The sequence below is a fragment of the Bradyrhizobium sp. CAR08 genome, from assembly GCF_052871955.1.
Window position 1 is genome coordinate 158,658 of record NZ_JBIXJX010000006.1, and the last position, 24,532, is coordinate 183,189.

Annotated in this window: 18 protein-coding genes and 1 pseudogene; 12 read left to right on the forward strand and 7 right to left on the reverse strand. The window is 58.7% G+C overall.

The features are described 5' to 3' along the window. Positions 1-230 precede the first annotated feature (230 nt). The gene (locus ACIPUD_RS14925; RefSeq protein WP_446480968.1) at positions 231-563 is read right to left on the reverse strand and encodes a hypothetical protein; all 333 of its coding nucleotides are present in this window, start codon (positions 561-563) and stop codon (positions 231-233) included. Between the two features lie 145 nt (positions 564-708). Beyond that, a complete protein-coding gene (locus ACIPUD_RS14930) occupies positions 709-1,326 on the reverse strand; it encodes a LabA-like NYN domain-containing protein (protein ID WP_446480969.1) in 618 nt (205 codons plus the stop codon). Between the two features lie 559 nt (positions 1,327-1,885). Here ACIPUD_RS14930 and ACIPUD_RS14935 point away from each other — a divergent pair. From ACIPUD_RS14935 to ACIPUD_RS14965, 7 genes are all read left to right on the forward strand, one after another. Continuing rightward, positions 1,886-2,149 (forward strand): hypothetical protein, encoded by a 264-nt coding sequence (locus tag ACIPUD_RS14935; RefSeq protein ID WP_446480970.1) that lies wholly within the window; start codon positions 1,886-1,888, stop codon positions 2,147-2,149. A 967-nt stretch (positions 2,150-3,116) separates the two neighbouring features. Continuing rightward, positions 3,117-4,418 carry a calcium-binding protein gene (locus ACIPUD_RS14940; protein WP_446480971.1) on the forward strand — a complete coding sequence of 434 codons (1,302 nt, stop codon included), beginning with the start codon at positions 3,117-3,119 and terminating at the stop codon, positions 4,416-4,418. 75 nt (positions 4,419-4,493) lie between these two features. Continuing rightward, complete coding sequence (locus ACIPUD_RS14945) at positions 4,494-6,266, forward strand: type I secretion system permease/ATPase (RefSeq protein WP_446480972.1); 1,773 nt, start codon at positions 4,494-4,496, stop codon at positions 6,264-6,266. Then, the gene (locus ACIPUD_RS14950; RefSeq protein ID WP_446480973.1) at positions 6,263-7,627 is read left to right on the forward strand and encodes an HlyD family type I secretion periplasmic adaptor subunit; all 1,365 of its coding nucleotides are present in this window, start codon (positions 6,263-6,265) and stop codon (positions 7,625-7,627) included. The genes ACIPUD_RS14945 and ACIPUD_RS14950 overlap by 4 nt, the downstream gene beginning before the upstream one ends. A 45-nt stretch (positions 7,628-7,672) precedes the next feature. Then, positions 7,673-8,866, forward strand: a complete 1,194-nt coding sequence (locus tag ACIPUD_RS14955; protein ID WP_446480974.1) for a helix-turn-helix transcriptional regulator — start codon at positions 7,673-7,675, stop codon at positions 8,864-8,866. A gap of 56 nt (positions 8,867-8,922) precedes the next feature. Further along, positions 8,923-9,951 carry a M23 family metallopeptidase gene (locus tag ACIPUD_RS14960; protein WP_446480975.1) on the forward strand — a complete coding sequence of 343 codons (1,029 nt, stop codon included), beginning with the start codon at positions 8,923-8,925 and terminating at the stop codon, positions 9,949-9,951. 296 nt (positions 9,952-10,247) lie between these two features. Then, positions 10,248-10,463, forward strand: coding sequence for a hypothetical protein (locus tag ACIPUD_RS14965; protein ID WP_446480976.1), 216 nt, complete (start codon positions 10,248-10,250; stop codon positions 10,461-10,463). 291 nt (positions 10,464-10,754) lie between these two features. On the opposite strand, the gene ACIPUD_RS14970 is transcribed toward ACIPUD_RS14965, so the two are convergent. Next, on the reverse strand, positions 10,755-11,210 hold the full coding sequence (locus ACIPUD_RS14970) for an H-NS histone family protein (RefSeq protein WP_446480977.1): 456 nt from the start codon (positions 11,208-11,210) through the stop codon (positions 10,755-10,757). A 428-nt stretch (positions 11,211-11,638) separates the two neighbouring features. Here ACIPUD_RS14970 and ACIPUD_RS14975 point away from each other — a divergent pair, with 428 nt between their 5' ends. From ACIPUD_RS14975 to ACIPUD_RS14985, 3 genes are all read left to right on the forward strand, one after another. Next, entirely contained in the window at positions 11,639-12,586 is a 948-nt protein-coding gene (locus ACIPUD_RS14975) for a hypothetical protein (protein WP_446480978.1), read from the forward strand. 2,359 nt (positions 12,587-14,945) lie between these two features. After that, positions 14,946-15,149: a cold-shock protein gene (locus ACIPUD_RS14980; RefSeq protein ID WP_446480979.1), complete on the forward strand. Its 204-nt coding sequence runs from the start codon at positions 14,946-14,948 to the stop codon at positions 15,147-15,149. Between the two features lie 763 nt (positions 15,150-15,912). Beyond that, positions 15,913-16,149 carry a DUF4142 domain-containing protein gene (locus tag ACIPUD_RS14985; RefSeq protein WP_446480980.1) on the forward strand — a complete coding sequence of 79 codons (237 nt, stop codon included), beginning with the start codon at positions 15,913-15,915 and terminating at the stop codon, positions 16,147-16,149. Between the two features lie 180 nt (positions 16,150-16,329). Here the strand turns inward: ACIPUD_RS14985 and ACIPUD_RS14990 are convergent, their stop codons facing one another. Then, positions 16,330-16,458: a hypothetical protein gene (locus tag ACIPUD_RS14990; protein WP_446480981.1), complete on the reverse strand. Its 129-nt coding sequence runs from the start codon at positions 16,456-16,458 to the stop codon at positions 16,330-16,332. Between the two features lie 506 nt (positions 16,459-16,964). Between ACIPUD_RS14990 and ACIPUD_RS14995 the strand changes: the two are divergent. Beyond that, positions 16,965-17,081: pseudogene (locus tag ACIPUD_RS14995) on the forward strand (cold-shock protein); the annotation flags it as partial. 371 nt (positions 17,082-17,452) lie between these two features. Here ACIPUD_RS14995 and ACIPUD_RS15000 read toward each other — a convergent pair. Beyond that, a complete protein-coding gene (locus ACIPUD_RS15000; protein WP_446480982.1) occupies positions 17,453-17,635 on the reverse strand; it encodes a hypothetical protein in 183 nt (60 codons plus the stop codon). Between the two features lie 470 nt (positions 17,636-18,105). Next, positions 18,106-18,255, reverse strand: coding sequence for a hypothetical protein (locus tag ACIPUD_RS15005; protein ID WP_158091709.1), 150 nt, complete (start codon positions 18,253-18,255; stop codon positions 18,106-18,108). A gap of 899 nt (positions 18,256-19,154) precedes the next feature. Here ACIPUD_RS15005 and ACIPUD_RS15010 point away from each other — a divergent pair. After that, positions 19,155-22,490, forward strand: a complete 3,336-nt coding sequence (locus ACIPUD_RS15010) for an AAA family ATPase (protein WP_446480983.1) — start codon at positions 19,155-19,157, stop codon at positions 22,488-22,490. Between the two features lie 176 nt (positions 22,491-22,666). Here ACIPUD_RS15010 and ACIPUD_RS15015 read toward each other — a convergent pair whose 3' ends face one another. Next, positions 22,667-23,017, reverse strand: a complete 351-nt coding sequence (locus tag ACIPUD_RS15015) for a hypothetical protein (protein WP_446480984.1) — start codon at positions 23,015-23,017, stop codon at positions 22,667-22,669. Positions 23,018-24,532: the final 1,515 nt, after the last annotated feature.

The following is a 24,532-nucleotide window of genomic DNA, read 5'->3' on the forward strand; positions in this document are numbered from 1 at the left end:
AGGGCAAGTGCTGCGATCTTTCGTCAGGCTGCCCTCATGGTGGTTTGGCCATGCTCGTCCGCGCTCTGCCTGACGTGTGAGGAGATCATCGGTAAGCTTCGCGCCGCCGGCTATTCGCACATCCAGGAACTACCAGCCGGAAGATAAAGACCTACAAGGCCGTCCAGGAAGGCACCGCGCGCTTGCTAATCGTCGACAGCACCGGCCACATCGCAGAGGTGGCGAGATAGCTAGACGGGCAGAGGAAGCCAGACGTCTTTACTGGACAGCGTACCGGTTGGCGTCGCAATCTCCATATCGACGACGCGAAGCGGGCCATGACTTTCGTAAACGTAGCGAAGGCGCCAGACCGGACCAAGTTCCGGCGAAATGGCGAAGTCGTCCAACGCACGTGTGATGTTGTGAACGGCATCCCGTCGCCCGATCGGTGCGGAGAACATCGTCTCTATCAGCAGGGCCAGGCTCATGCCGCCGACCAGCATGGCGCGTGCAGCTTCGTCGCCGTGAGAAAGCCGGAGGGCGGTCACGATGACGGCAATTGCGTCGGGATTCTTCAGAGCCAAGGCAGGTTCGCTTCGCCAGCAAAAACATGATGCCGGATGCTACCCCTTTCATGCAAGCGACGTCGAGCCGACACCAAGATATCTCAAGTAACAAACAGGCCCACCGCGAGCCGCGCTTGCGGAATGCGGGCGCCGCCTTCAGGATCTAGTCGTGTGGGTCGTTTCCCCTCGGCTCCTGCAAGATTTTTGGCATGTGTCCACGCGCTTCACGATCACGCGGGGCGGGGCGTTCGGACGGGTCGCGGCCGAGCTTGGACTGCAGCTCGACGAGGTCGGTGAAGACGTCGGCCTGGCGGCGCAGCTCGTCGGCGATCATCGGCGGCTGGCTCGCGATCGTGGAAATCACGGTGACCCGCACGCCGCGGCGCTGAACGGCCTCGACCAGGGAGCGGAAGTCGCCGTCACCCGAGAACAGCACCATCTGGTCGATGTGCTCGGCGAGCTCCATCGCGTTCACGGCGAGCTCGATGTCCATGTTGCCCTTGACCTTGCGGCGGCCGGAGGCGTCGATGAACTCCTTGGTCGCCTTGGTGACGACGGTGTAGCCGTTGTAGTCAAGCCAGTCGATCAGCGGCCGGATCGAGGAGTACTCCTGATCCTCGATGATGGCGGTGTAGTAGAACGCCCTCAGCAGCGTCCCGCGACTCTGAAACTCCTTCAGCAGGCGCTTGTAATCGATGTCGAAGCCCAGAGTTTTCGCCGTCGCGTAGAGATTGGCTCCATCGATGAAGAGCGCGATCTTGTCAGTCGGGATTGGTGACATTCAGTTCACGCTTTCCGTGAAACAGCGCAGAGTGGGAAATGCGACACCAAGTCGGTCGCATTCTAGATAGATCGCTAGCGAAGATCTTAGAGTACAGACGGATGCTTTAAGCTTCAACTATTTTTCGGCCGGACTCAGAACCCTGACTTTAGGCGAAAGTTAGGGTGCCGGATCTGTAAAGTCTCCTGTCAAATTTTAGGTGTCCATTCCCAGGGTGCTCGCGCCATGACCGTTGGCGATTTTGCTCTCTTTGATCTTTGGATTCATCGGCGCGGCCGCGGCTGGCGGTGGTCTGTTTCAGGTCCACGCGGAAACGTTCTATTTGTCGGGAGCGAGAGAAGCCGGCCCGCAGCGCAATACATGGCTGCTCGGGCCATCTTCCAGTTGCTGCTGACCGCCCCTTATCTCGATCGAAGCAGATCCAACGTTGCGTCGGCGCCTTATACTCTACCTGAATGCGAGGAAGGAATTTCAGGGGCTAGTGACTCGGAGTTGGGCCGCGAAGGCCCCTAGGCTGGCCCTCTTTGAACATCACGCGGCGCCCTTCAGCGAAAACGCAATGCTCACAGTGCTTGATCGCCCAGGCTACGGACACGTGACGGTGCATGGCTTCCGCTCGACGTTTGCGACCTGGGCGGAGGAATGCACCGATTATCCCGACGGCGTCCGCGAGGCCGCGCTGGCCCACAAGTACAAGAGCGAGACCACCGCCGCCGATCAGAGGGGCCAAAAGCTGGAAAAGCAGCGGGCTCTGATGAAGAATTGGGCCGCATTTCTCACGGGCAGCAATGTGATCCATTTAGATGACCGGAGGGCAGGATAGCGCGCAAGACCGGCACCGTTGTCGAAATCAGCATCCGCACCACTGGCACAACGGTGCGCAGGCCGATCGCCCCCATGAAACACCAAGGAATGGGCCGAGCATGAGGTTCGCCGGTTGGTCAAGCTGGCCAAGCAGGGCGTTGGCGTAGGGTAAGCAGCCGGGACCGGCGAAGTGGCCCGCCGCTACCACTAGTACAACGTTCAATCGGGGTTCGCCGGTTAGGCACGTTCTGAAGCAGGAGTCGCGGAGCGTTGCACATCTGCAACCCGCACAGCTCTTCGGGGTAGTAAGCTGGTCTCAGAATGACCGAAACATATTTCGTTCTTACTTCCACAAAATCAGTGAGGCGAAAAGTGTTTGATGTCTATCTCAATTGGAAGCGTGACTTGCTCATTCTAAGCGCAGACTCCGCGATACCCGGGGCTTACTCTGCGGATCAGTGGCGCAAGAGCAGACGAAGAATTCTCAAAGTAAGCGACGAGGTTAGGTCAACCGTCCAGCGACAGGGGTATTACGTTCGTCGCTTGCGCGTCACGAAAGAGGGGTCGATTTAGTTCGGAAGCATGGGGCCGGATCCTGGGCTGATTGTCGGCCACGAGCAGACGAGAGACCACTAGGAAAACGAACGTTTCGCAGCGTACCCCCTGCCGTTTCGAAGCGCACTCCGTGAAACAAGGGAAAGATCGTCGGCGCGAAACCAGCGCGCCGTAAGTCCCGCCGGATGCGGCCGAGCGTTCCAGGACTTTCCCTAAAGGGCAGATTGGGCGCTCCACCTCCGTCGCGCCACTCGCCCAGCTTCTTCAACGATTCTTTTGTCCCCAAATGGGGATTGCGACGCTGCCCAATTTTCATTCAGGGTTGCGTTGCTCGAACTGTACAACAGGGACGATGGGAGGTCACCCAAGCGAAGCACCACAAAAGCAAGCCTACCCGCATCACGGAAACCTTGAAATAGGGAGCGGAAATCATGGCACTCATCAATGGAACGGCAGGCGACGATATCCTTCCTGGAACGGCAGCCGACGACGAGATCAACGGACTGGCAGGCAACGATACGATCACCGGGTTGGACGGCAACGACGTCGTGAATGGAGGTGCGGGTGACGACAACATCGATGGCGGCGCTGGCAACGACACTCTGAATGGCAATGCCGGTGTGGATACGATCGCCGGGGGCGACGGCGACGATACTATCAGCGGCGGCGCCGGGGACGACAATCTCTCGGGCAATGCTGGCCTCGACACGATCCACGGCAACGCAGGCAACGACACGATTGACGGCGGCTTGGGGAACGATCAACTTTTTGGCGATGCGGGCGACGACTCCATACACGGCGGAGATGGTGATGATGCCATCCACGGTGGCGCCGGAGCCGACACCCTTTGGGGAGACGCAGGCAACGATACGCTAAATGGCGATGCCGGCAATGACACCTTGAACGGCGGTCTCGGGAACGACACGTTGAACGGAGGTATCGGCGACGATATCATCAACGGCAACGAGGGAAATGACACACTGAACGGCGGCCTCGGAAATGACACGCTTAGTGGCGGCGCCGATGATGACGTCTTGAATGGGGGCGCCGGCAGTGACACGCTGAACGGCGACGCTGGTAACGACACCTTGCATGGGGACGCCGGAGCCGACCTTATGGATGGGGGTGCCGGTAACGACACGATGTTCGGAGACGCCGGAGACGACACTATGTTGGGCGGAGCCGGAGATGACACCATGAATGGTGGTGACGGCGCGGACGAGCTCAGTGGCGGCACGGGCAATGATACGCTGAACGGCGATGGTGGCGACGATACGCTTGCTGGCGGTGACAACAACGATACTCTAAACGGCGGCGACGGAGCCGACACGCTCGCGGGCGGAAATGGCAACGATACTCTCGCCGGCGGCGCAGGCGATGACGAGCTGAATGGCGGTAACGGCAACGACGTCCTCAGCGGGGGTACGGGAGACGACGTGCTGACAGGTGGTGCGGGCGCCGATACCTATAATTTCGGTGACAACACCACCACCAACTTCGGTAATGACGAGATAACAGATTTCAGTCTCACCGATGGTGATCTGATACACGTCGATGCTGCACCGGGATTCGATCCAAACTCGGTCGTAGTCAGCGACGATGGCACCAATACCGTGCTCGACTTCGGCTTCGGAACGATTCAACTCGACGGCGTCACGGGAGGCGCAACGCCATTCACAACGGTCGAGGATATCAATGTGGCCGCGGGAGCCACGGTCATCGAAGTCGTGTGAGGCACTTTCGGCGGGGCGGCTACCGATCCGCCCCGCCGCTCTGTAATAGTCAGTCGGTAAAGTTGCCTGCCGGTCATGTATTTGCGTCCGCCTGAGAACCCAGCCACTGGTAAGAGATCGCTGCTCGGATTGATCCCGGGGCGGTCCGCAATCGTGTGGGTCGTGGCCTTCAGCATCTCAGTGAACCTACTGCTTTTGGTCGTTCCCTTGTATTCGATCGAGGTGTTCGATCGAGTGATCAGCAGCGGTAGCGTTGAAACGCTTGTCGGCCTTACGATGATTGCTGCAGCGGCCCTAGTCTTTAGCGGCGCTTTCGATATCTTGCGTAGCCGACTCCTCAGTCGGTTCGCAGTCGGCTTCGAGCGGTGCGTCGCACCAATTGTTCTCGAAGGCACCATCGTGGAGGCGGCAAGTCGCGGCGATGGGAGGACGCACGATCTCGTCAAGGTCCGCGAGCTAAGGACCTTTCTGTCAAGCGGCACCGTTATAACGCTCATCGATGCGCCTTTTCTCCCTGCTTTCATCTTCATTCTATTCTTCCTCCACGCCTGGTATGGCGCCATCGCTCTGGTCGGGACGGCAATTCTGCTTGTGATGGGCATCATCAGCCGGCGGATCGCGCGCACCGAGACAGCCGACGCCTCGGGAGCGGCCCTGCGGACGCAGGCCGCCCTGGATGGGATCGTCCGGAATGCCAGCCTCGTGCGCGCGATGGGGTGGACTCTCGGCGCAGTTCGCGAATTCATGCGGCTCAACGATCACGCACTGTCGCCCGTTGTGCGAGCCAGTGAACGTATCTGTGCGATTGGCGTTGCCGCGCGCATGATCAGAACAACCCTGCAGATTGCCGCGATCGGAGCGGGCGCTTGGCTGGTGCTCCAAAATGAAGTGCTGTCCGGCAGCCTGATTGCTAGTTCACTGCTGGTCGCGCGCACCCTCCAGCCCATGGAAAGCCTGATCTCGGCATGGCGCGCGCTCGCATCTGCGCAGGAAGCTTGGACACAAGTCCAGGCCGCCGCCGCGCCGGTGTTGGCGCGGAAGAGAAAGACCTTGCTTCCGATGCCGTCCGGCCGGCTGGTCATCGATCGCGTAGCTTACCGGCCCGCCGGAACCAAACGCCCCATTCTCGCAGGTATAAACTTTGAGTGCCGACCCTCACAAATTGTAGTTGTCATAGGTCCGACGGGGGCTGGGAAATCGACCCTGCTGCGGCTGATGGCGGCCCTCGAGCCGCCGAGTAGCGGCACGATCCGACTGGATCACGCCGCTCTCCACAACTGGGATTCCGATCAACTCGGCAAGTTCATCGGATATCTTCCCCAAGACGTACAGCTCGTTGGCGGTACCGTCGCAGAAGCGATCGCCGGATTCGACGAAAGCGCGCTCGACGAAGACATCACCTCGGCAGCGATGCTCGCGCAAGCGCATGACATGATCTTGTCCCTGCCATGTGGCTATCAGACCGAGATCGGGCGCGACGGCAGCAAGCTCTCAGGTGGCCAGCGCCAGCGGATCGGTCTTGCGCGAGCCTTCTACGGCGACCGCAAGTTGATGCTGCTGGACGAGCCGAACGCCAACCTCGACCCAGAGGGTGAGGAAGCGCTCTGCTCTGCGGCTTTGGAAGTCAAAGCGCGGGGCGCAACGCTGGTCATCGTGACGCACAGACCCCGCCTCCTGACGATCGCAGATGCCGTATTGCTGCTCAGAGATGGCATGCAGCTCGCGTTTGGTCCGCCGAGCAAGGTTCTGCCGCTCCGTCTGTCTGACGTCACACCGATACAAAAGTCGACCGACGTCCACCGCGAAGCAGAGCCCCGCGTGCTTAGGACCGGAGGAGCAGGTCGATGACGTCGCAAGACCAAGGTCGCAACATCGTCATGTCCCGCCAAGTGGTGACCGGCGATCGGTGGGCAACGTTCAGCGAACCACGCTCCGACATGCGGCGCATCGTGACGTGGGGGTGTGTGTTGCTCATTCTGCAGTTCTGCTGCATCGGCGTCTGGGCGACCACCGTTCCGCTCCGCAGCGCGGTCGTGGCGTCCGGCTTCATCAAGGTGCACTCGAAGCGCAAAGCCGTACAGCATCTACAGGGAGGTATCATAAAGTCTATCCAGGTCAGGGAAAATGATCGTGTCCAGGCGGGTCAAGTTATTGCGCGGCTCGACACCACGCAGATCGAGGCAATGCTTGGCTCGCTCGAGACGAAATTATTCGCGGACCTTGCGATGGAAGCGCGATTGACCGCCGAACAGGCCGGCAAAAAAACAATACGATTTCCGGACGAACTGCGAACGAGCTCTGCTGCGGCCGCGGGCGTTGCCGTACAAACCCAGCAGGCGGAATTTGCGGCGCGGTTGACCGCGATCGAGGGCGAGCGAAAGCAGATCGATCAGCAGATGCTGCAATCTGAAGACACTATTCGTGGACTGGAAGGCGACACAAATGGGGCAGAGCAGCAACTTGCCCTTCTGAAGGAAGAAATCGCGGACACGAGCTCCTTGCTCGCGAAGGGCCTCGCGCGTAAGCCGCGTTTACTGGCTCTGCAACGTAGTCAGGCTGAAACGGAAGGGCAGATCGCCCGCAATGCAGCATCAATCTCGCAGGCACGAACAAAGATCGCCGAATTGGACTATCGGCGTCGGCAGTTGGAGTTGAACCAGAAGCAAGACATCGCAAAGCAGTTGCATGCCACCAGCGAAGAGATTGGAGATCTTCGACATCGAATTGCCGCGTTGCGCGATCAGCTTGTTCGATCCGAGTTGCGTGCACCTGAAAGTGGAAAAGTCGTCGGCCTCAACAGCAGGGACCTCAGTGCCGTGCTTGCACCCAGGGAAACTCTTCTGGAAATCGTCCCCCTCCAAGACCGGCTTGTCATCGAGGCAACGCTGAAGCCGACGGATCGGCAAGAGGTTTACGTGGGACAGACGGCACGCGTGCGCGTCCTCGCGTTGAACATCCGGCGAATACCGATGCTAGACGCGAAGGTCGTTGCGGTTGCCGCAGATGCTCTGAATGACCCGAAGACGGGCGCGGCCACGTACATGGCGGAACTCGAGCTAACTACCACAACGCAGACGGCTTACTACCTTTCGTCGTTGTTGCCCGGAATGCCCGTCGAGGTGTTCGTCGAGACGGGAGAAAGAACTTTTGCGGAGTATTTGCTGCAGCCTATGGTGCTGCGGATCCACCGCGCCTTCAGGGAGAGTTAAGCTGCTGCCGCAAAGCCGGCTGCATTGATATTGCGGGAGGAGCGATTGCACGGGAATGGCAAGGTACTGCCCCACTGGCAGAACAGAGCTGGTTTTTTCCACGCGGCGGGCGCACGTTCGGCGATTGATGCCGAAGGCCGGGTTGAACAGTCGGCGGTGCCTGCTGACCAGAGCGTCGGCCATACGACGATGGAGTGTTTTGGTAGGGGGATTGCGAAGCTCCTCGAATGCCGCAGCTGCTACGTTGCGGCGGCGGCACGCCGGGCTTCTTGCCAGGAACTGCTACAGGTGCGGATCGGGCAGGCGGCCATCGATCCCTCGTGCACGGCCATGGTGGCGCGAATTGTCGGCAAGGGCGCTAGTAAAGGTTGTACGCTTCTCGAACCCGTCCATATGCGTACTACCTTCGTGCGAAGGCTAATAGGACCCGAACCGGATCTGAAAGGTCATTCTGTGATAGGAAGGTTCGCCCCTTGCGATGATGTGACGGTCGTCTTTATCGCAGGATGGCGTTCAGCGGGACTTACTCGGGCAGAGGTTCCGTGCTTGGTGCGTGCAGTGCGTGCGATCTGGGAGACTGCAAACGATCTGGTAGGATTCCAGCAGCGCCAAGAAGATGCAGCGGCCTGGCTTGGAGTTTTGGGATTTCCCGCCCTCGTCGTTGACGAAGATCTTCTTGTTCACGAAACCAACGACAGCGGGCAATCGCTATTGGCCAAGGGCGAACTCCTCAAGGCGAATGGTAACCGGTTGGCGGGGCGTAGCAGTTCGGTGACGGCTGCCTTGAGGGACGCGATTCGCGAATCGTTGAGTTCGGGCGCCGATCGGGAGTGGCTGGGGACAACCGTGCCTCTTTCAACCGAGCGCGAGCGGTTTGCCTTTGCCAGAATTGGAACTGCGCCGCCGCCTTGCGATAGCGGAAAAGCGCTTGTCATCGTGCCGCAGTTCGATGAGGTGGCGGGAGCGCACCGTATTGCCGCCGCTTTCGGCTTGAATTTCGCGGAAGAGCGGATTGTCACTCGGATCCTTCAAGGCAAGTGTCCACGACAGATCGGTGCTGAGCTCCGGCTGACTGAAGCAACAGTGAGAACCTACACCAAGCGCATCATGCTCAAAATGGGAATCAACCGGCAATCCGAGTTCTTTGTGCTTCATCATCTCACGCAATCGCCGTTCGGCTCTGGTCTGCGCGAGAAGTCGGTCCGCCACCTTGGGTCCGCCTCTCGGTTGAGCGGATAGGTGCAATGCTTGGACAGGCTTGATCGACGACTTCAAGATTTATGTGCGAAGCATTCATGATGACAACAACGCGTCCGCTCGCAGGAAGCTCATTTCCTCTTTCGTCTGTGATTGGGATGCTCGTGTTCGCAGTCACTGGAATTGCCCTTGCCGAACCCATCCAACTGGGGATGCCGATCGCCTGCGAGCCCGGCAGGACGTGCTACATTCAGAATTATACGGATCGGGACCCCTCACCGGCAGCAAGGGACTACCAGTGCGGCACGCTGACATACGAGGGACACAACGGAACTGATTTTCGACTCCCGTCGCTGCAGGCGCAACGCCATGGCGTTGACGTTCTCGCATCTGCAAATGGGCGCGTCATCCGAACTCGGGAAAATCTGCCGGACGGCGCGTTCCACAAGGCCGCCCGCGAGGCTGTGCGTGATGTCGAATGTGGCAATGGCGTTTTGATCGAACACGCGCACCGCTGGGAAACGCAGTATTGTCACTTGGCAACGGGCAGTCTTCAAGTGAAGCCCGGTGATTCGGTAACACGAGGGCAGCCGCTCGGCCGAGTAGGTCTGTCGGGTTTGACCGAGTATCCTCACCTCCACTTCACGGTACGGCACAACGGTTCGATCATCGATCCTTTCGCCTTCGGCTCGAGCCCGGAATCCTGCGGCGGAGGAGAGATGCTCTGGGATCCCGCATTGCAGGCGCGGCTTCGCTATCAGGAGCGCTCCGTTCTGAATACGGGCTTTGCGAGTGCCCCGGTGACGATGGAATTCATCGAGGATGGAAGAGCCGACGCGGAATTGCCTTCGGCGACCTCGGCGGCCATTGTCGCTTTTGTCCGCATCATCGGCTTGAAATCGGGCGACTTGCAGCGACTTGTCGTCAGCAATCCCTCCGGCAACGTGATCGCCCAAGATAACGCTGCGCCCGTCGAGCACAATAAGGCTCAAGCTTTTCTGTTCACGGGTCGAAAACGCCCCGCCAATGGCTGGGATCTGGGCACCTACAAAGCGGAATACACCGTTGAGCACGCCGGCCAAGTGGTGCTGAGAGAGTTATGGGAACTTCAGGTTCGATCGCATTGATCCAGGATCTTTTCGGCTGGCTGCTCATCCAACGATCTCGGTCGACGCCCGCGGTCGTTGCGGGGGATATGGCGAAGCAGCAGTAAAAAGCCCTAGCATACGCGGTGCAGGTCGCCGACCTCTGGCATTTGATAGAGCTGCTCTTGCTCATAAGAGAGTTCAACCAAGTGAAGCTCTCGCTCTGTTTGATCCAAATCATGATCGGAAGCGCCTGGAGTATGGGACAATCCGAAGGCGTGATCTATCGAAGAGGGTGACTGCGCAAGACGAGGTGGGTCTAGGACGGGGCCGAAACCATGGCGGACCTACTCCGTGCGGATGCCGCGGATCTGGCCCTTATGAGCAGGCGATCGAGCGACCCGCAAAAGCGCGCACTTTTCGAACGCTTGGCAGATGAGCTCGCCATAGAGGCTCTCGAACTCAAGCAGGTGGTGAAGCTGCAAAGCCGGCGCTCCGGTCACAGCGACATGGATAAAGTCGTGCCCCTCCACGTCCGTCCAGATCGTCGCTGACCCGATCCCGCTTCCCTTTTTGGGCCACCGCCTCAACTAGTGGCCTCTCGTTCACAGCTGGCGGTCTTCATGCGACAAAGCCTCGTGGTCTGTCCGGATCTCGGTCTACAGGCCAAACTCCATCGGCTGCCCCGCCGGCCGGGGCGCTGCTTCGTCCCATTAGGCGGCTTGGCCCAGGGCGACGTCACGATTGCCCAGAAAATTGCTCTCGAAATCGAGGATAGCCTCGCGTCGAGCGTCGCCAACAGCTCCCCGGGGCCGATCGGCTCGCGCCTACTCTGTCGTCGTCCCTTAGAGGGTACGGGCTCGCGCGTACGCCTTTTCCCGAGTTAGATTTCGCGGAGCGTCGATTAGGAAATCATCCAACTTCCGGCCACCTCGAAGCTGCGGCCGCAGCCACCGAGGCAGTCTGCCGCGGCCGGACCATGTCTCCGCCGGGTTCTTTGGGTTGCTATATTTGGGGCGAACGGGAGGGTATGGACGGCGCTTACGATCGAACCGTACAGCTTTCTCGGCCAGTCCAATTTTGTGGAGCCGCTCCTCCAACCGTGCTTTTTGCACCAGAATTTTCTGGCTGAGCGTGGCGGCGACCTGTTGGTGAAGCATCCAAAGCTCGTCCAGGGAAAGCGAATTGAAATGCTCGGTGTTCATCGCTCGATCCGATTCTTGGGAGAAGGCCCAGGCAGACAACTCGGGAATGAAGGAGCAGACAAGCCATGAGTTAAATAGCCGTCGTACAATCCACATTTAAATGAGGCCGTAGAACGGGAGAAAGGCGCGATGGCGGTAATATCGTGACGGAGCATTTAATTTGGTGCGAGGCGAATCCTCACTCCGGCCCCGCACACCGGCATCGTATCATCCACAACCTACCGCTCGACCAGTCGTCACATTGCCATTGCCATTGCGAAGGTGAGCGCAAACACCGCAGCGGGTGATCAACCGGGCGGCCGCGTCACGGATCGCGAGCGGGACCGACGCCCAATGCAACGCATGTGGCTCGATTCAATCGAACGCGCTGCCGCGTTTTGCAACTGAAGAGTGTTGGATGGCCTGTTAACTAGGATGGCCAGGAGCACAATTAATCCATCACGTTGCCAGATTTAAGCCGCATGGGGGCCCATGTCGCCGCGAAGGCTCGTGCCGAGTAGGGGGCGCAACACCGGGAGTTTTCGATGTCCCGTCATTTGCGATTTTACTCTGCCGGTTTAGTCCTTGTCGGAGTTCTTGCCGCGACACCAGCGTGCTCCGACCCTTTTACCGATTTGTTCAATATTGCTCCGCGCGAGCCCGCTGCAACCTCATCGGTGCAGCCGGAATGCTTGCCGCGGCCCGGCAACTCGCCTGGCCCACGCCAGCACTGGGTCTATCGGCGGGACGGCCACCGCAAATGCTGGTTCCTAGCCGAAGGCACCGCGACGGTGCGAAAGCCAGCTCACGGTCGTGTGGCCGGCCGCGCCACTAGTCTCGCCGAGAACGAGGCCGCGCAGCAAAGGTCGAACCCGATGATCGATGCGCGCGTGGAGTTGTTACCCTCTCCGCCCGTTGATCGGGCTCCGCCCATGCCGCCAGCAGGCGAACTCAAGGTGGTTGATGCCGCTCCTTTTTCCGAGGCGAGTAAGCCGGCCCTGATGCCGGCGCGACCCGTCGCGGATCTTCCTACCAGCCAGCTCACGCCCGAGCACTCCGTGCCGCCTCACGTAGATGTGCAGAAGCTTCGCGCGGCCGTGCGAGCCGACTCACCTGCAGCTATCCCGATGGCCGCGCACAATGAAGTGCGCGACGAGCCGCGCAGCTGGACGGTAACCTCGTTAGGTGTGCTGCTGATGACGCTGGGGGGCTTTTCGATTTTAAGCTCGAACCGCACGGTTCGGCAGACGGTAAAATTACGCCACCGATGCGCGTACACAGGACGGGTTAGTGAGGCGGCCCCGCGATCGATGAGTTCACGCCGGTACATTGCCACACGTACAAAGGTTCCGCGCGACTGCACTCATTTCGGTGCTGCCTTAGACGGACATTCGATTCACATGACGGTACCCCTTTTGGATGGGACTGCCATCATGCGGATACAAAGCGTTTCGTGGTGGACTGCGGCAAGTGATCTGCGCAGCAAAGCCTGACCGTATTGACGAGCAAGCGGCGAGACGTCGAGCTAGCAAATGTATGGCGAGCACGGCGGAAGGCGATCAAATCGTTGCTACTTTTCAAGGTGCAACATCGAACGGAAATCGGTGCAACCGCCCTGTCTGGAATAGACGGCCGCCCGACTTGTTCACGACTCCGCCCAGGAACCGTTGCGCCTTATCGACCTGTTCAGGATGTCCACAGCTAAAGTCCAGGGCAGCGTTCGCTCGCTGCTCGCGCGGTTCATATCCTCAAATGCATTCGCCAGCTCTTCTGTACGGGGCGAATAAGGACGTCGTGCGCTACCACACTGGCCTTCATCGTGACATTTCCCGGTCCGCCGTTCGGCGGAAGCTGGCTCGCTCGATGAAGCCACGCGCGCCGCTTCAAGGTCGCCTGGGAGAACTCCAAGGCGAAACATCGGCCAAGCTGATCGATATCGCTTCGCTGATCGGCGTCTTTCGGTAGCTCCAAGTTGCTCGGCGAGCTTTCCTTTCAAGCAAGCAACACTCTCCGCCCTCCGCTTCTGAGATTGCCACATCCGCCGCTGAGATGAAAAAGGCCGCAGGATCAGCTCATCTCCTGCGGCCTTTATTTTCCCGGGAAAATTGAGTGCTTACGGAATGGACACTTCCAGCCCCGGCTGTTGGCGATGATTCCAGAACCCGGTTTTGCGGGTTGAGTCCCAAAACATCTGTTCCGAAGCGGAACATGGAAGGCTGTTGCGCCTGCGCAACGTCTTGCCGTGAGGCGGAAGAGGGCGGGTGCATACCCGAAGCTCTGCCGTGTTTCATCGAGAGTCCGACCCAGTATTCTTGCGGGCGGTTGAGACGTTGGAATCGGTGTAGATTCGGGGAAATGGTGAAAATGCAAGTGCACCATCAACCGAAGCAACAAGCTCGGCCGACGGGGAGGGAAGCATGGTAGCAGCTCTGCAGATAAACTTTGCGCTGTGGGGAATGATTGTTTGTGCCGCCTACGAGTTTCTGCAACTAGTCGAACTATTTTAGAACAGCAGCCAGCCCCCGACTGCAATCACCGTCTTGGCGGTAACGTACAGCCACGCCAGCGTTGTGATAGCTGAAGAAGGGCTACCGGTAGAACCATGAAGTGTGCCTTTGTGGGAGGAGAGTGAGCTGAGTAACATCGTCCTCGGTGTCTCTATCCCGTGTACCAATTCGCGGATAGGTGCGAGCGGGCATGGGGCGCCCCATTTCAACCCCGTGGCCACGGGTCTATGGGGGCGGCCGCTTTAATTATCAGGGCGACCACCGTGATCGATTTACCGGTGCTGCTGAACCTCCACAACGTGGAAATCGGCCAATGCGCCATGGCTCGGACTGGAGGTGAACCTCATCAACACCAGGAAACCTGAACAAGAATGCAGGGCCTCTTCTGGCCCTTTGCTATGGTGGTCTTCGTGGCCGAAAACTGAGGCTACCGTCATTCGCTCCCAACTGGGCCCTGGAGAAATCGGCATTTTGTCGAGCATCTCCAAAGGAGAGATGTGCCACATAATTATTGTATTACTCGTGCGTCAGCTTGCCGGCGGAAATCATCCCCCGCGTCCGCAACGGCGCAATTTGCGCCGCGAAGGTCTATGCGGGTTAGAGCACGGTGCAAGGGGTTGGGGGTGTCCGGATCTTCAGAATCAATCGTTTCTTAGCGACCGCGGCTTTCCCGTTTCACGCACATCTGCAAATCAGAATATGGGTCTAGATTGCTAGGCAATCGCGAGCACGCTCCGCACGAGTTGCGCGACCTGATAATTGCTCTGGCCGCAGCACTTGGGCGGTCGAAATTCAGCGGGTGCCCTTTGGATCGCACCGCGATCACTGCTCGGCTGTGACTGCGAACCTGTTGTGTTGCAGTTGAGGGCGCAGCTGCTGAAGGCGATTGAGGCACCGAACCTGAAGCGGGATTAGCCGCGAGTATGGTAGCATCGTTGTTCCCGTTGTTCTTACGGAGCCTGCGCGGCCTTTATTTGCGCCAATATTACGATATGTTGCCTGCATGTCCGACCACAAGAATGGTCCGCCCAGTTCAGAATTGTCTCTCATCAAGGATGGCGTCGCACCGGGTTGTCGCATCGTGTTGGCCGAGGCGGCTGGTCGAAGATTGTCCGGCAAGTTCGGCGTTGTCCTTGGGCTAGGCGCCACGCGCAACCAGGTACGTGTGCTCTTAGACGGCTCCAAACAGCCGCTCACACTTCACATTCGGTATTTGGATCTACTTGACTCGGGGCATGCCGATTGAATCAGCGTGCCGTCTATCGCGTTCGCGCGCCGGCCGGCCAGCCATTCTTTTGTCGGAAACCCCGCACTAGTTTTGGTTTTTGAATAATGGAGAGGTCAAGTGGCTTTGGGGACTGTGAAGTGGTTCAACCCGACGAAGGGTTACGGGTTCATTCAACCTAACAACGGCGGCAAGGACGTCTTCGTCCATATCTCAGCGGTTGAGAAGGCTGGTTACACCTCCTTGACAGAGGGAGCTAAGGTTATCTTCGATGTCGTGAATAACCGCGGAAAAGACTCGGCTGAAAATCTACGGATGGGGTGAGCCCTCCAAACGCGCCCAACTCGGTTGTGGCCGGGCGCGCCTTCGCTACTCACCGCTCTGTCCGCATGAAGGGGCTGCGCTCTGAGACCAAACGAAGGTCGGGGTCGGCGGCCACCGTCATGGACGCCTCGATCCGCAGGGGGGTCTCTGGGGGACGCTCAGCTAGCATTACCCAAGCGATGACTCCGACTGCAAAAAGGAATGCCACTATCCAAGGATACCGCATTGCGTGCTCGCTAGTCTGGTATCAAGGTCCCGATCAGGTTGAGCAGCGCTTGCTGCTCAGGACCGTTACGCTGTCCCGTAGGAAGTTGCCGATTTCAATGTACGAGGTCCGTCCTCCTGAGTTGGCATTCGGCCGATGCTTCACGACTGGCGTGCTCGAAGGTGGTTGCCGCGACAAATACCAGATATCGCCATTGCTGCTTTCATACAGAACCCGATCGCTCATAGCGACGTAATAGCGCCCGCTGTCTTCGGTTCCTGTTGGACATCATGCTAACTACGGACTGCGGAAGATCCTGCGGTAGCGCCTGCGCCGGGGCCAGGGTCTGCCGGGCCCAACGCGGCCCGATCTGCCTTAATTGGAACCTCTTCCGCCATAGGCGTGTTCATCGGCGAATAACCCGCTAGGAGTCGCCGATGAACAAATGCTTTTGTCGCTCGGGACAGCAAGATCTCAGTTGCCAACGCAACTGCGAAGGATAAGCAAAGCGAAACGTTCCTCAAGAAGGCAATCGAGGGCAATTTCGCTGAAGTGAGCATGGGAGAGCTGGCGCAGCAGAACGGCCAGAGCGATGCCGTCAAGTCGTTCGGCAGAATGCTCTCCACAGACCACGCTGCCGCCAATCAGAAGCCCTTAAATGCTGCCCAAGCATTGGGAATGAACCCACCGAGCGGGCCGAATGCGAAGCAAAAAGCCGACCATGACAAGCTGGCAAGAATGTCCGGCGCAGGGTTCGACAAGATGTTCGCTACCCACATGGTCGCAGACCACTAGAAGGACATCGCCGAGTACAAGAAGGCATCTAAAACTAAGGATGCTGCCGGTGAATATGCCTCCGGCCAGATTGATACGTTGCAAAAGCACCTGGAAGCCGCAGAATCGTTGAAGGCCGGTAGTTGATCCGACGCCTTTATGGAGAGGCGCTAAGACTACCTGCGCCGGCTGACGAGCGTTTTAGATGATGTCGGGGCGGACCAGCTGATAATTCGCGACCGGTACATCGAGTATGCGTTCGGCGGGAATGACGCGCTCGCGCTTGCAGAGGCCGAAATCTTCGCCCGCGCTCATGGCTGCACGTTTCATTACAATCGCATTGAGCAAGAAGGCGTGTTCACCAGGTCGTACCCCGCCGGTGGCCGGGCTTAAGGTTTTAGGAACGACCGCGCAGATTCAGTCTGCTTCTTTAAGCTGGAATAGCGCGATTCGACTGATGCCTGGCTACGGCCGAGTTTTGCTGCAATGTCTGTGAATGACGCTCCGCTCGCCCGCATCCGTAAAAGCATTTCGTCGTCCTTTGCGGACCAAATCGTCGAACTCTTTGGAGCTCCGGTTCGGCCCATTTCCACCCGCTGCCGATCAGATAAAGTAGGATCGCCATCAGGCAAATTATGGCGGCTGGCATCCCGAAAACAACCGCTTACAGGTTGGGCAGTCGTACAGGCGCACGCCGCATCGGCAGTGTTACCACTGTGTCCCCAGCAGGAGGGCCTCACCGCCCGTTTGGCGCTGCGGTCAAGAACGCCAAGATGGCGGATGCCGGGGGGAGGACCCCCAGCCCACCCTTTGCGCAAATGCGCGTCCGCACGGGTCACATCTCGGCAGTTGAGAAAGCCGGCTTGAGCAGCCTCAGCGAGGGAGCCAAGGTCAGCTTTGACGTCGTGAACAATCGTGGAAAGGACTCTGCGGAAAATCTGCGCGTGGGGTGATCGTTTAATCGCGATGCGACGGTAGGAACCACACGAAACGGCCGCAGCGGCGAACCACTGCGGCCAGCCGGGTTAAAATGAAAGCGTGAAATATTGATTCCAGCCCCGGCGAGATAAGCCTACAGCGACGGCTCACCTCCGCAATGTCGTCGATGTCACACTTATGGGAAACTTAAATGTCAGTCTTGCTGACTGAGGGAGGGCCCGCCGGGGCTGGCAATAGCGAGCCCTCAACCTCTAGCACGAGGCCACCAGATTCAGCGGCCTCATCGCAAGACGGATAATCTGCACTCAAGCGTGTCAGATTGATGTCAAACCAATATCGAAATTCGGCAGGTCGCTTCCATCGAGTGTGAGGCAGCGAGCCTTCATTATCGCTGATGGCCCAGACCTATTCCCAAGTACAGCGCCTTTTGACGGAGCGCGCCAACGCTGCGCTTGGTCACCTTGGATATTTTGATGACAGGCGTACGCGCCTTTGAGTGCGCTTTAAGTTCCTTGATGTCGGCCTTAGTCCACTCGCGGCGAATAATTTTCTTTGCTTTCTTGGCCAACGTGGCGCTCCTTCGATGTTGAGGGCGCGGTCTAACAACGTAGCGCGCAGTTCGCAAGCCGCGCACTCACCCTCACGCGCAACTAAGTTTAAGCGCGACAGGAGTGGCGCGCATGTTCAGGGTTGTAGCTGCGGCTTGGCGGACCCTAACTCCTCCCGAAGTTGGAATGGCAATCCATCCGCTTTTTCCAAGAACAACCAATCCAGTGTAAGGCCAGGAATCTTTTGCACTAGCAGAATGCCGATGCTTTTTGACAACGGGAAGCCACGTTCGAAATTGTTCCAATGGGGGATTTCAATCCCGATCCGCTTACGAAAACGCCGTTTGCGTCCCGGCAACGGCTTTACGCACGAGCTTAAGCCTTTCGGCGACGTTTTCGTTACTCAATGGATTTTCGGGCATCGATTGCTAACCTTGGACGCCGCGGCGAGGGGAATCTGAAACTGTCTCAGGGTGGGTGCCGATTTGCTTCAAGAGATGGCCCACTGCAGCGCCAGTCTCAGGTAGGAGAAAAAGTAGCGATCAACGAATAGGCCGAGCGGCGGCCATGCGATGATGCCGATGCCGAGTAAGATTATGATGCCTGAACCGATCAGCATCTCTTTGATTTCGCGGTGCATCGCGTCAGTTTAGGCAATTCTCCGCTATCCCGTCCATTCCCTCAGGGTCAGCGCAAGTCAACACCCTTCAAGGGTACGTCGCCTCGACGGTTGCGATCGTCCAGCTTGCGCGCGCGCAACACGACGCCGCACTGCCGAGGAAGGTTGTTGACGCGGTGAATGATGACCGACCCGCGATCGTTTAAAGCCGACGGCGTTTTGCTTCCGGAGCCTCAACCAGTTTGGTATCCCAGGACAGGCGACAAGCTCCTCCACATTTCCGGAGACCTATGACGAGGTGCCGCGGTGCGCGCAGGGTATCGTTACCTTCGCAGAATTAGACGAGCGTCGCCGCCGAGAAGCTGGCGGGTAGTCAAAGGGTGCATCGACGACCAGCGCCGCGATCGTCGGTCGGTTAGGGCGCCGGCACAATCACCCCATCCGTTTGATGGCATCTCACTGAAGTTCGCTTGTTCGCACGTATGCGAAAGCGAGGGCGTCCTCGGGCTGTCCGTTCATACGAGCAGAGCGGAACCAGCTCGCGTATCGCGCGACAGACGCTATTGAACCCACTTCTGACATTGTATTTTTGGGAGCTATGGCTTTAGGCTTGCCAGCAACGTCTTAGTGGAGTTGCGCTTATGGGAAGGAACGCAGGTAACCATTTCTGTCGCGCGGCCGTGGCGTGCGGTTTTGCTTGTGCGCTGCTCAATTGCGAGGACACGAAAGAGGCCAGCCGCGTCGGCCTATCGTGCGTCGGGACGTACTCCGATCTCGCTAATGAGCAGAATTATGGCCGAAAACTGTCCCCACAGGTGACATCGTATGAGATAGGATTGCTCATCCACGGAGCCAGGTTCGTCCGCTTCAGTAGCTAGTTGGGAAACTTAAGACGCCCTGGGTGCACTGAGGACACGACGATGAGCCATGACGTAAGAGCTTGGCTTGAGCATCTCGGACTCGGGCGATATGCCGAAACGTTCGCACAGAGCGGCGTCGATTTTGATCTGCTGCCCGATCTCAGTAACAGCGATCTGAAAGATCTCGGGATTGCAAGGCTAGGAGACCGCAAGCGTCTGCTCAGGGCGATCGCCACGCTCATGCGGACCAAGCCCTTAGCGGCAATTCCGGCTCCGAGCACATCCGAGGCGGAACGTCGTCAGCTGACCGTGATGTTCTGCGATCTCGTCGATTCTACCGCTCTTTCCAGCACTGTCGATCCCGAACAGCTGAGAGAACTACTGCTCGCCTATCAAGCAGCTTGCGTCGCCGTCATTGACCGCTACGACGGCCATCTCGCGAAATACCTTGGAGACGGTCTGCTGGTCTATTTCGGTCTTCCGCGTGCGCATGAGGATGACGCCCAACGTGCGGTGAGTGCCGGGCTGGATATTGTCGAGGCGGTCGTGCTGCTGAATCGAGACTTGTCCAAGAAATTCGGTATCGAGCTCAGTGTCCGCCTTGCCGTGCACACCGGGCTCGTGGTGGCAGGCGAGATGGGTGCGGGTGGCGCACGCGAGGAAATGGCGATTGTCGGTGAAACACCGAATGTTGCTGCGCGGCTACAGTCACTGGCCGCCCCCAATACCTTAGTGATCAGCTCCAGCACACAGCGGCTGGTCGCTGGCTTTTTCACCTACGAAGACATTGGTGTCCACCAGCTGAAAGGCGTCGCCCGTCCTGTGCAGGCGTGGCGAGTGACCGGCGAGCGTCTGACCGAGAGTCGTTTTGAGGCGCTGCATCCTGGCGGGCCATTCCCGCTGATCGGTCGCGAGGAAGAGGTCAATTTATTGCTGCGCCGCTGGGAGCAGGCGAAGCAAGGTGACGGCCAGGTCGTATTGCTCTGTGGGGAGCCTGGCATCGGCAAGTCGCGGATTGCCGAGGCGCTCATCGAGCGAATAGCGGACCTGCCGCATGCACGGTTGCGGTGCCAATGCTCGGCATATTTCGCGACCAGCGCGCTATATCCCTTCGCGCGCCAGTTGATACAGGCGGCCGGGTTCCTGCCAACTGATCCGCCGGCGATTAAATTGAACAAGCTCGAGCAGATGTTGACCGAATCTGGACAGGCAGTGCCCGAGAACGCTTCGCTGTTTGCAGGTTTGCTATCGATCCCTGTTGCTTCGCACTATCCGAAGCTGGAGCTGTCGGCAGAGAGCCTTAAGCAGAGAACGGCGACAGCATTGGTCGATCGAATGCTTGGGTTGGCGACCCGGAAGCCGGTGCTGATCGTGGTGGAAGACGCGCATTGGATCGATGCTTCAAGCGCAGACTTAATAATGGCCGCGATGGATCGTGTGCAGGAATCTCGGGTCCTGATCCTGATTACCTACCGACCCGACTACGTACCGCCATGGAGCGGCCGCCCCCATCTAACCATGCTTACGCTCAATCGGCTAAGCCGAGCGCAGGCAGCTGACATGGTTGGTGCGTTTGCTGCTACCGAAGCGCTGCCGGCGGAAATAATTCAACAGATCGTTGAAAAAGCGGACGGCGTGCCGCTTTTCATCGAGGAGCTGACCAAAGCGGTACTCGAGGCCGGCTTGGCCGACGGCGAAACTACTTGCGGGCGTGCCGGGCGACTGCAGCTCTCGGTTCCGGTGACACTGCAGGACGCCCTGGTTGCGCGGCTGGACCGGACAGCCGGGACGAAGGAAGTCGCGCAAGTGGCGGCGGTGCTGGGCCGCGAATTCAGCGAGGCCCTCCTGACAGCTGTCTTGCCACCGAAGCGAGACGCACTGACCGCAGCCTTGGATGCGTTGGTTCACGCGGGACTACTGTTCCGCCGCGGCTTGCCCCCTCAAAACAGCTACGTCTTTAAGCACGCGCTGGTGCAGGACGCCGCCTATGGAACCCTGCTCTTCACCTCCAGACAGCAACTGCATGCGCGGACCGCCGACGTACTTGAGCAGCAATTCCCGGAGATTGCAGAAGCGGAGCCCGAACTGCTGGCACACCACTACGCGGCCGCCGGCATATACGATCGCGCGATCGCCTATTGGCAGCGGTCCGGGACGCGTGCGCGCGAACGCTCCAATTACGTCGAGGCTGAGCACGCCTTGACCGCGGCGGTTGCACTTGTGCCGCAACTGCCCGACCAGGCGCGGAAGCGTACTGAGCTTGACCTGCAGATGTCGCTCGGCGCGGTGTATCGCGCCCTCCGTGGCTCGGGCTCACTGCAGACTGAGATCAGCTATAGGCGTGCCCGCGCACTATGTGAGGAGATTGGCGACGCCGATCGGCTCTTGGAAGTCATGTATGGTCAGTTTGTCGGTGCGTTCAATCGGCCGAAGCTTCATGATGCCGAGCTCTATGCGAGCGAGTTCATGGAGGTTGCGCAGATTGACCAGAATGCTTCAGCGCTGAAGGTGGCAGAGTATTTGATTGGCAGCACAGCATTTTTGCTGGGTGATCTTGTTCGCGGTCGCCAACATTTGGAAGAGTCGCTGCGCATCGATAACGTAGACCATGGGCGCGTCAATCGTTACTCGCACGGCCAGTATCCCACTTGGCCACTGACATACTTGGCATGGACCATGTTCGTGCTTGGATTTCCGGACCAGGGGCACGCTTTAGCCGCAGAAGCCATTGCGGCTTCAAGGAAGGGTTCAGAGTTCTACTATGCAATGGCACTTAGCAACGGTTGCTATCTGCATCATATGTGCGGAGATTGTGCGGCCGTGGAGGCGAACGTTGCTAGGCTGCTCGATCTTGCGGCGAAGAAAGGGGTCGTGTACCGCGCGCAGATGCGCCTTTTCGAAGGCTGGACACGGGCTTGTCGCGGCGCACCCGAAGGTGGGATAGAGCTGATGCGTGACGCGCTGGCTAAACTCGTCGCGACGGAGCAGAAGGTCGAGCATCCCTACAAGAGATCAATCCTGGCCGAGATTTGTCTGCAAGCCGGTCGGTGGTCGGAAGCGGAGGAACAGCTCGGCGAGGGACTACGCCTGGTGCGGGCCACGGACGAACGCTGGTATGAGGCGGAGTTACACCGGCTTGCCGCCGAACTTGCGCTTGCAAAAGGGGACAAGGTGAATGCCGAGGTAAAATTCCGGCGAGCGCTCACGCTTGCGACGGCGCAGTCGGCGCGGATGTGGGAGCTACGCGCGGCGAAGGGACTTGCCCGGCTATGGCGCGAAGCTGGCAAGATCGACGAGGCGCGTGCCCTACTGGCGCCGGTGCTCGGCAGCTTCACCGAAGGTTTCGACACGCGCGATCTCATCGAGGGCAGGGCACTCCTCGATGAGCTGGCCTGATGCACAAGAGCCAGTTTGGGCGACCGGCGCCAGCTTCTCATGGTCTAGGGCCGTAGCTGGCCCATCAGCGAAGTCGCGGCATGCCTCGGTTAGGCCCGCTCGGTGGGGTTTGGCGGACCAGTGTTGCTCACATTGTGTTCCCATTTTCGCCCGAAGCGGACTACCTTCTAAACGCATCAAGTCATGTTGCCTGGCATGAAGCATCGGACACGCGGATGGCCGTCGATGTAGTGCCTCCAGACCATTGTGCGGCCGAAACGGTTGGGTTGTGTGATGACCGCGCCATCAGGTACGATCACCCATTCGTCGTCAATGAGGACGCGGTAACGCCCACGACTGGACTCCCAATCCGCGTCGGACACTATGTATCCGTCGGCATCGGTACAGCACTTTCCAAATTCGCTCTGCAAGCTTTCGAACCATGACTTCAGCGGAGAGTGGTCGTATCGGCCATCATCACGTGCGAGTGCTGGCGTCAGTAGCAACGCTGAGCCAAACAACAACGCCGCAAGTTTCGCTGGAAACATCTCTTTGCCTCCGCGATATCACCGGCCGATCGGCTGGCTTGGTGCGGCTAAGGCTGTCAACCATTAATCCGTTGCGGCTGCCGCTGGTGAGCGACGATAGCTACAATCGCTCCATGTTGTGATGGGCGGCCCTTCATCGCCACTGCCCTTTGACGTGAGTCCCGCAATTCAAGCCAAGGTTCAAAAGAACGGCACCTCAACTAAAGGTCAGTGCAGCTGCTTCTTTGGTCTAGCCGCCATCGGCGCGGCTTCCTCTGAGCGAGGGCATTCGCTAAGTGATCGAACTCCGTTGCCGTAAGCATGATTCGTCCGCACGCCACCCAACGGGGATCGGGCAACCGCAAGCGGAGAATAACACCTCGAAAAGCGTGCTTATTTTCGGCAACCCCTGACGAAATCACCTGTACTTTTCATTGCCGAATGAACGCGGTGGCAAGCGGCCGTCTCGGCACGACGTAAAATCGCGCTTCGCATGTCACGCAGATCAGGTGCTCCGCGAATCTATGCGCAGCCCGGATCGCAATTTCGATCCGCAATCCGAACACTTTCCGGCGTTTACTGCCCCAGGAACTCTGAACGTCAGACGCCGAACGAACGCGTGATGTGCTTTGCCATCGCGATAGCCTCGTCAGTATACTTGCCATTTGATATTGATGATCCCACAGGCTCAGAAAAGACAGCGCGAAAGCAGCAATCATGCAACCTTTTAGCATCGGCCTCCCGTGAAGGGACTGCCAACCGAGCAGGCCCGGTTGATAGCAACCAGATGCGTGTCGCCGCGACGATAACAATAAACTCAACGTCGGCAACGATCCATTAAATTTCCCTAAAGCAGAACTCTAGAGAGGCAGCCGCGCCACCTTTTCGGGCCGATAATCTCCAAGGACGTACTCCGCCGAACCATTGCGGTTTCCAGCTTGGCGGCGTGCTCCTGCCGATCGGACGTTTCGCGAGCTTGGAAACGAGGCTGCTGGCCATTAGCCTTCTGCGGGTCATCAGACGCGAGAGCGCCGCGAACACTCACATACATCATGGTGAGCTGTCGTTCGTGAAAAAGCTCGATGGTGAAGATCCCTTTAGAAGGTCGGTCACTAGAATTGACGTAAGCGGCGACAGCAGTTAAACGCGCGTCCGCCTCAGTTGCAACAAGAGGTTCGAATATTGATTCGCTCGGTAATCCAGCGTTCCTCGGCTCGCCCAACGATTTCTTAGAACTCACACCTTGGATCAGCCGATGATGGGGGTGCAAGGGCGCTTGGTCTCATCCAGGCGCCCTTGTGCTGAGCTCGTCCTAAGCTCCGCGCCAGACGCGCAACACGCCTTCGCGAAAGCCGCCAACGAGCTGATCAGATGCGTCCGGTGGCAGAATTTGGCTGAGATCACCAAACGACCCGCTCACCATGGTGCAAGCTCATGCGCCGAGGCATGCTCTGCCCAGCGGCGACCCAACTCCAAACCTCCTTGCCGATCTGCCTCTGCGTTCATCGTCTTGGACTATCTCCGCGTCGGTGGCCC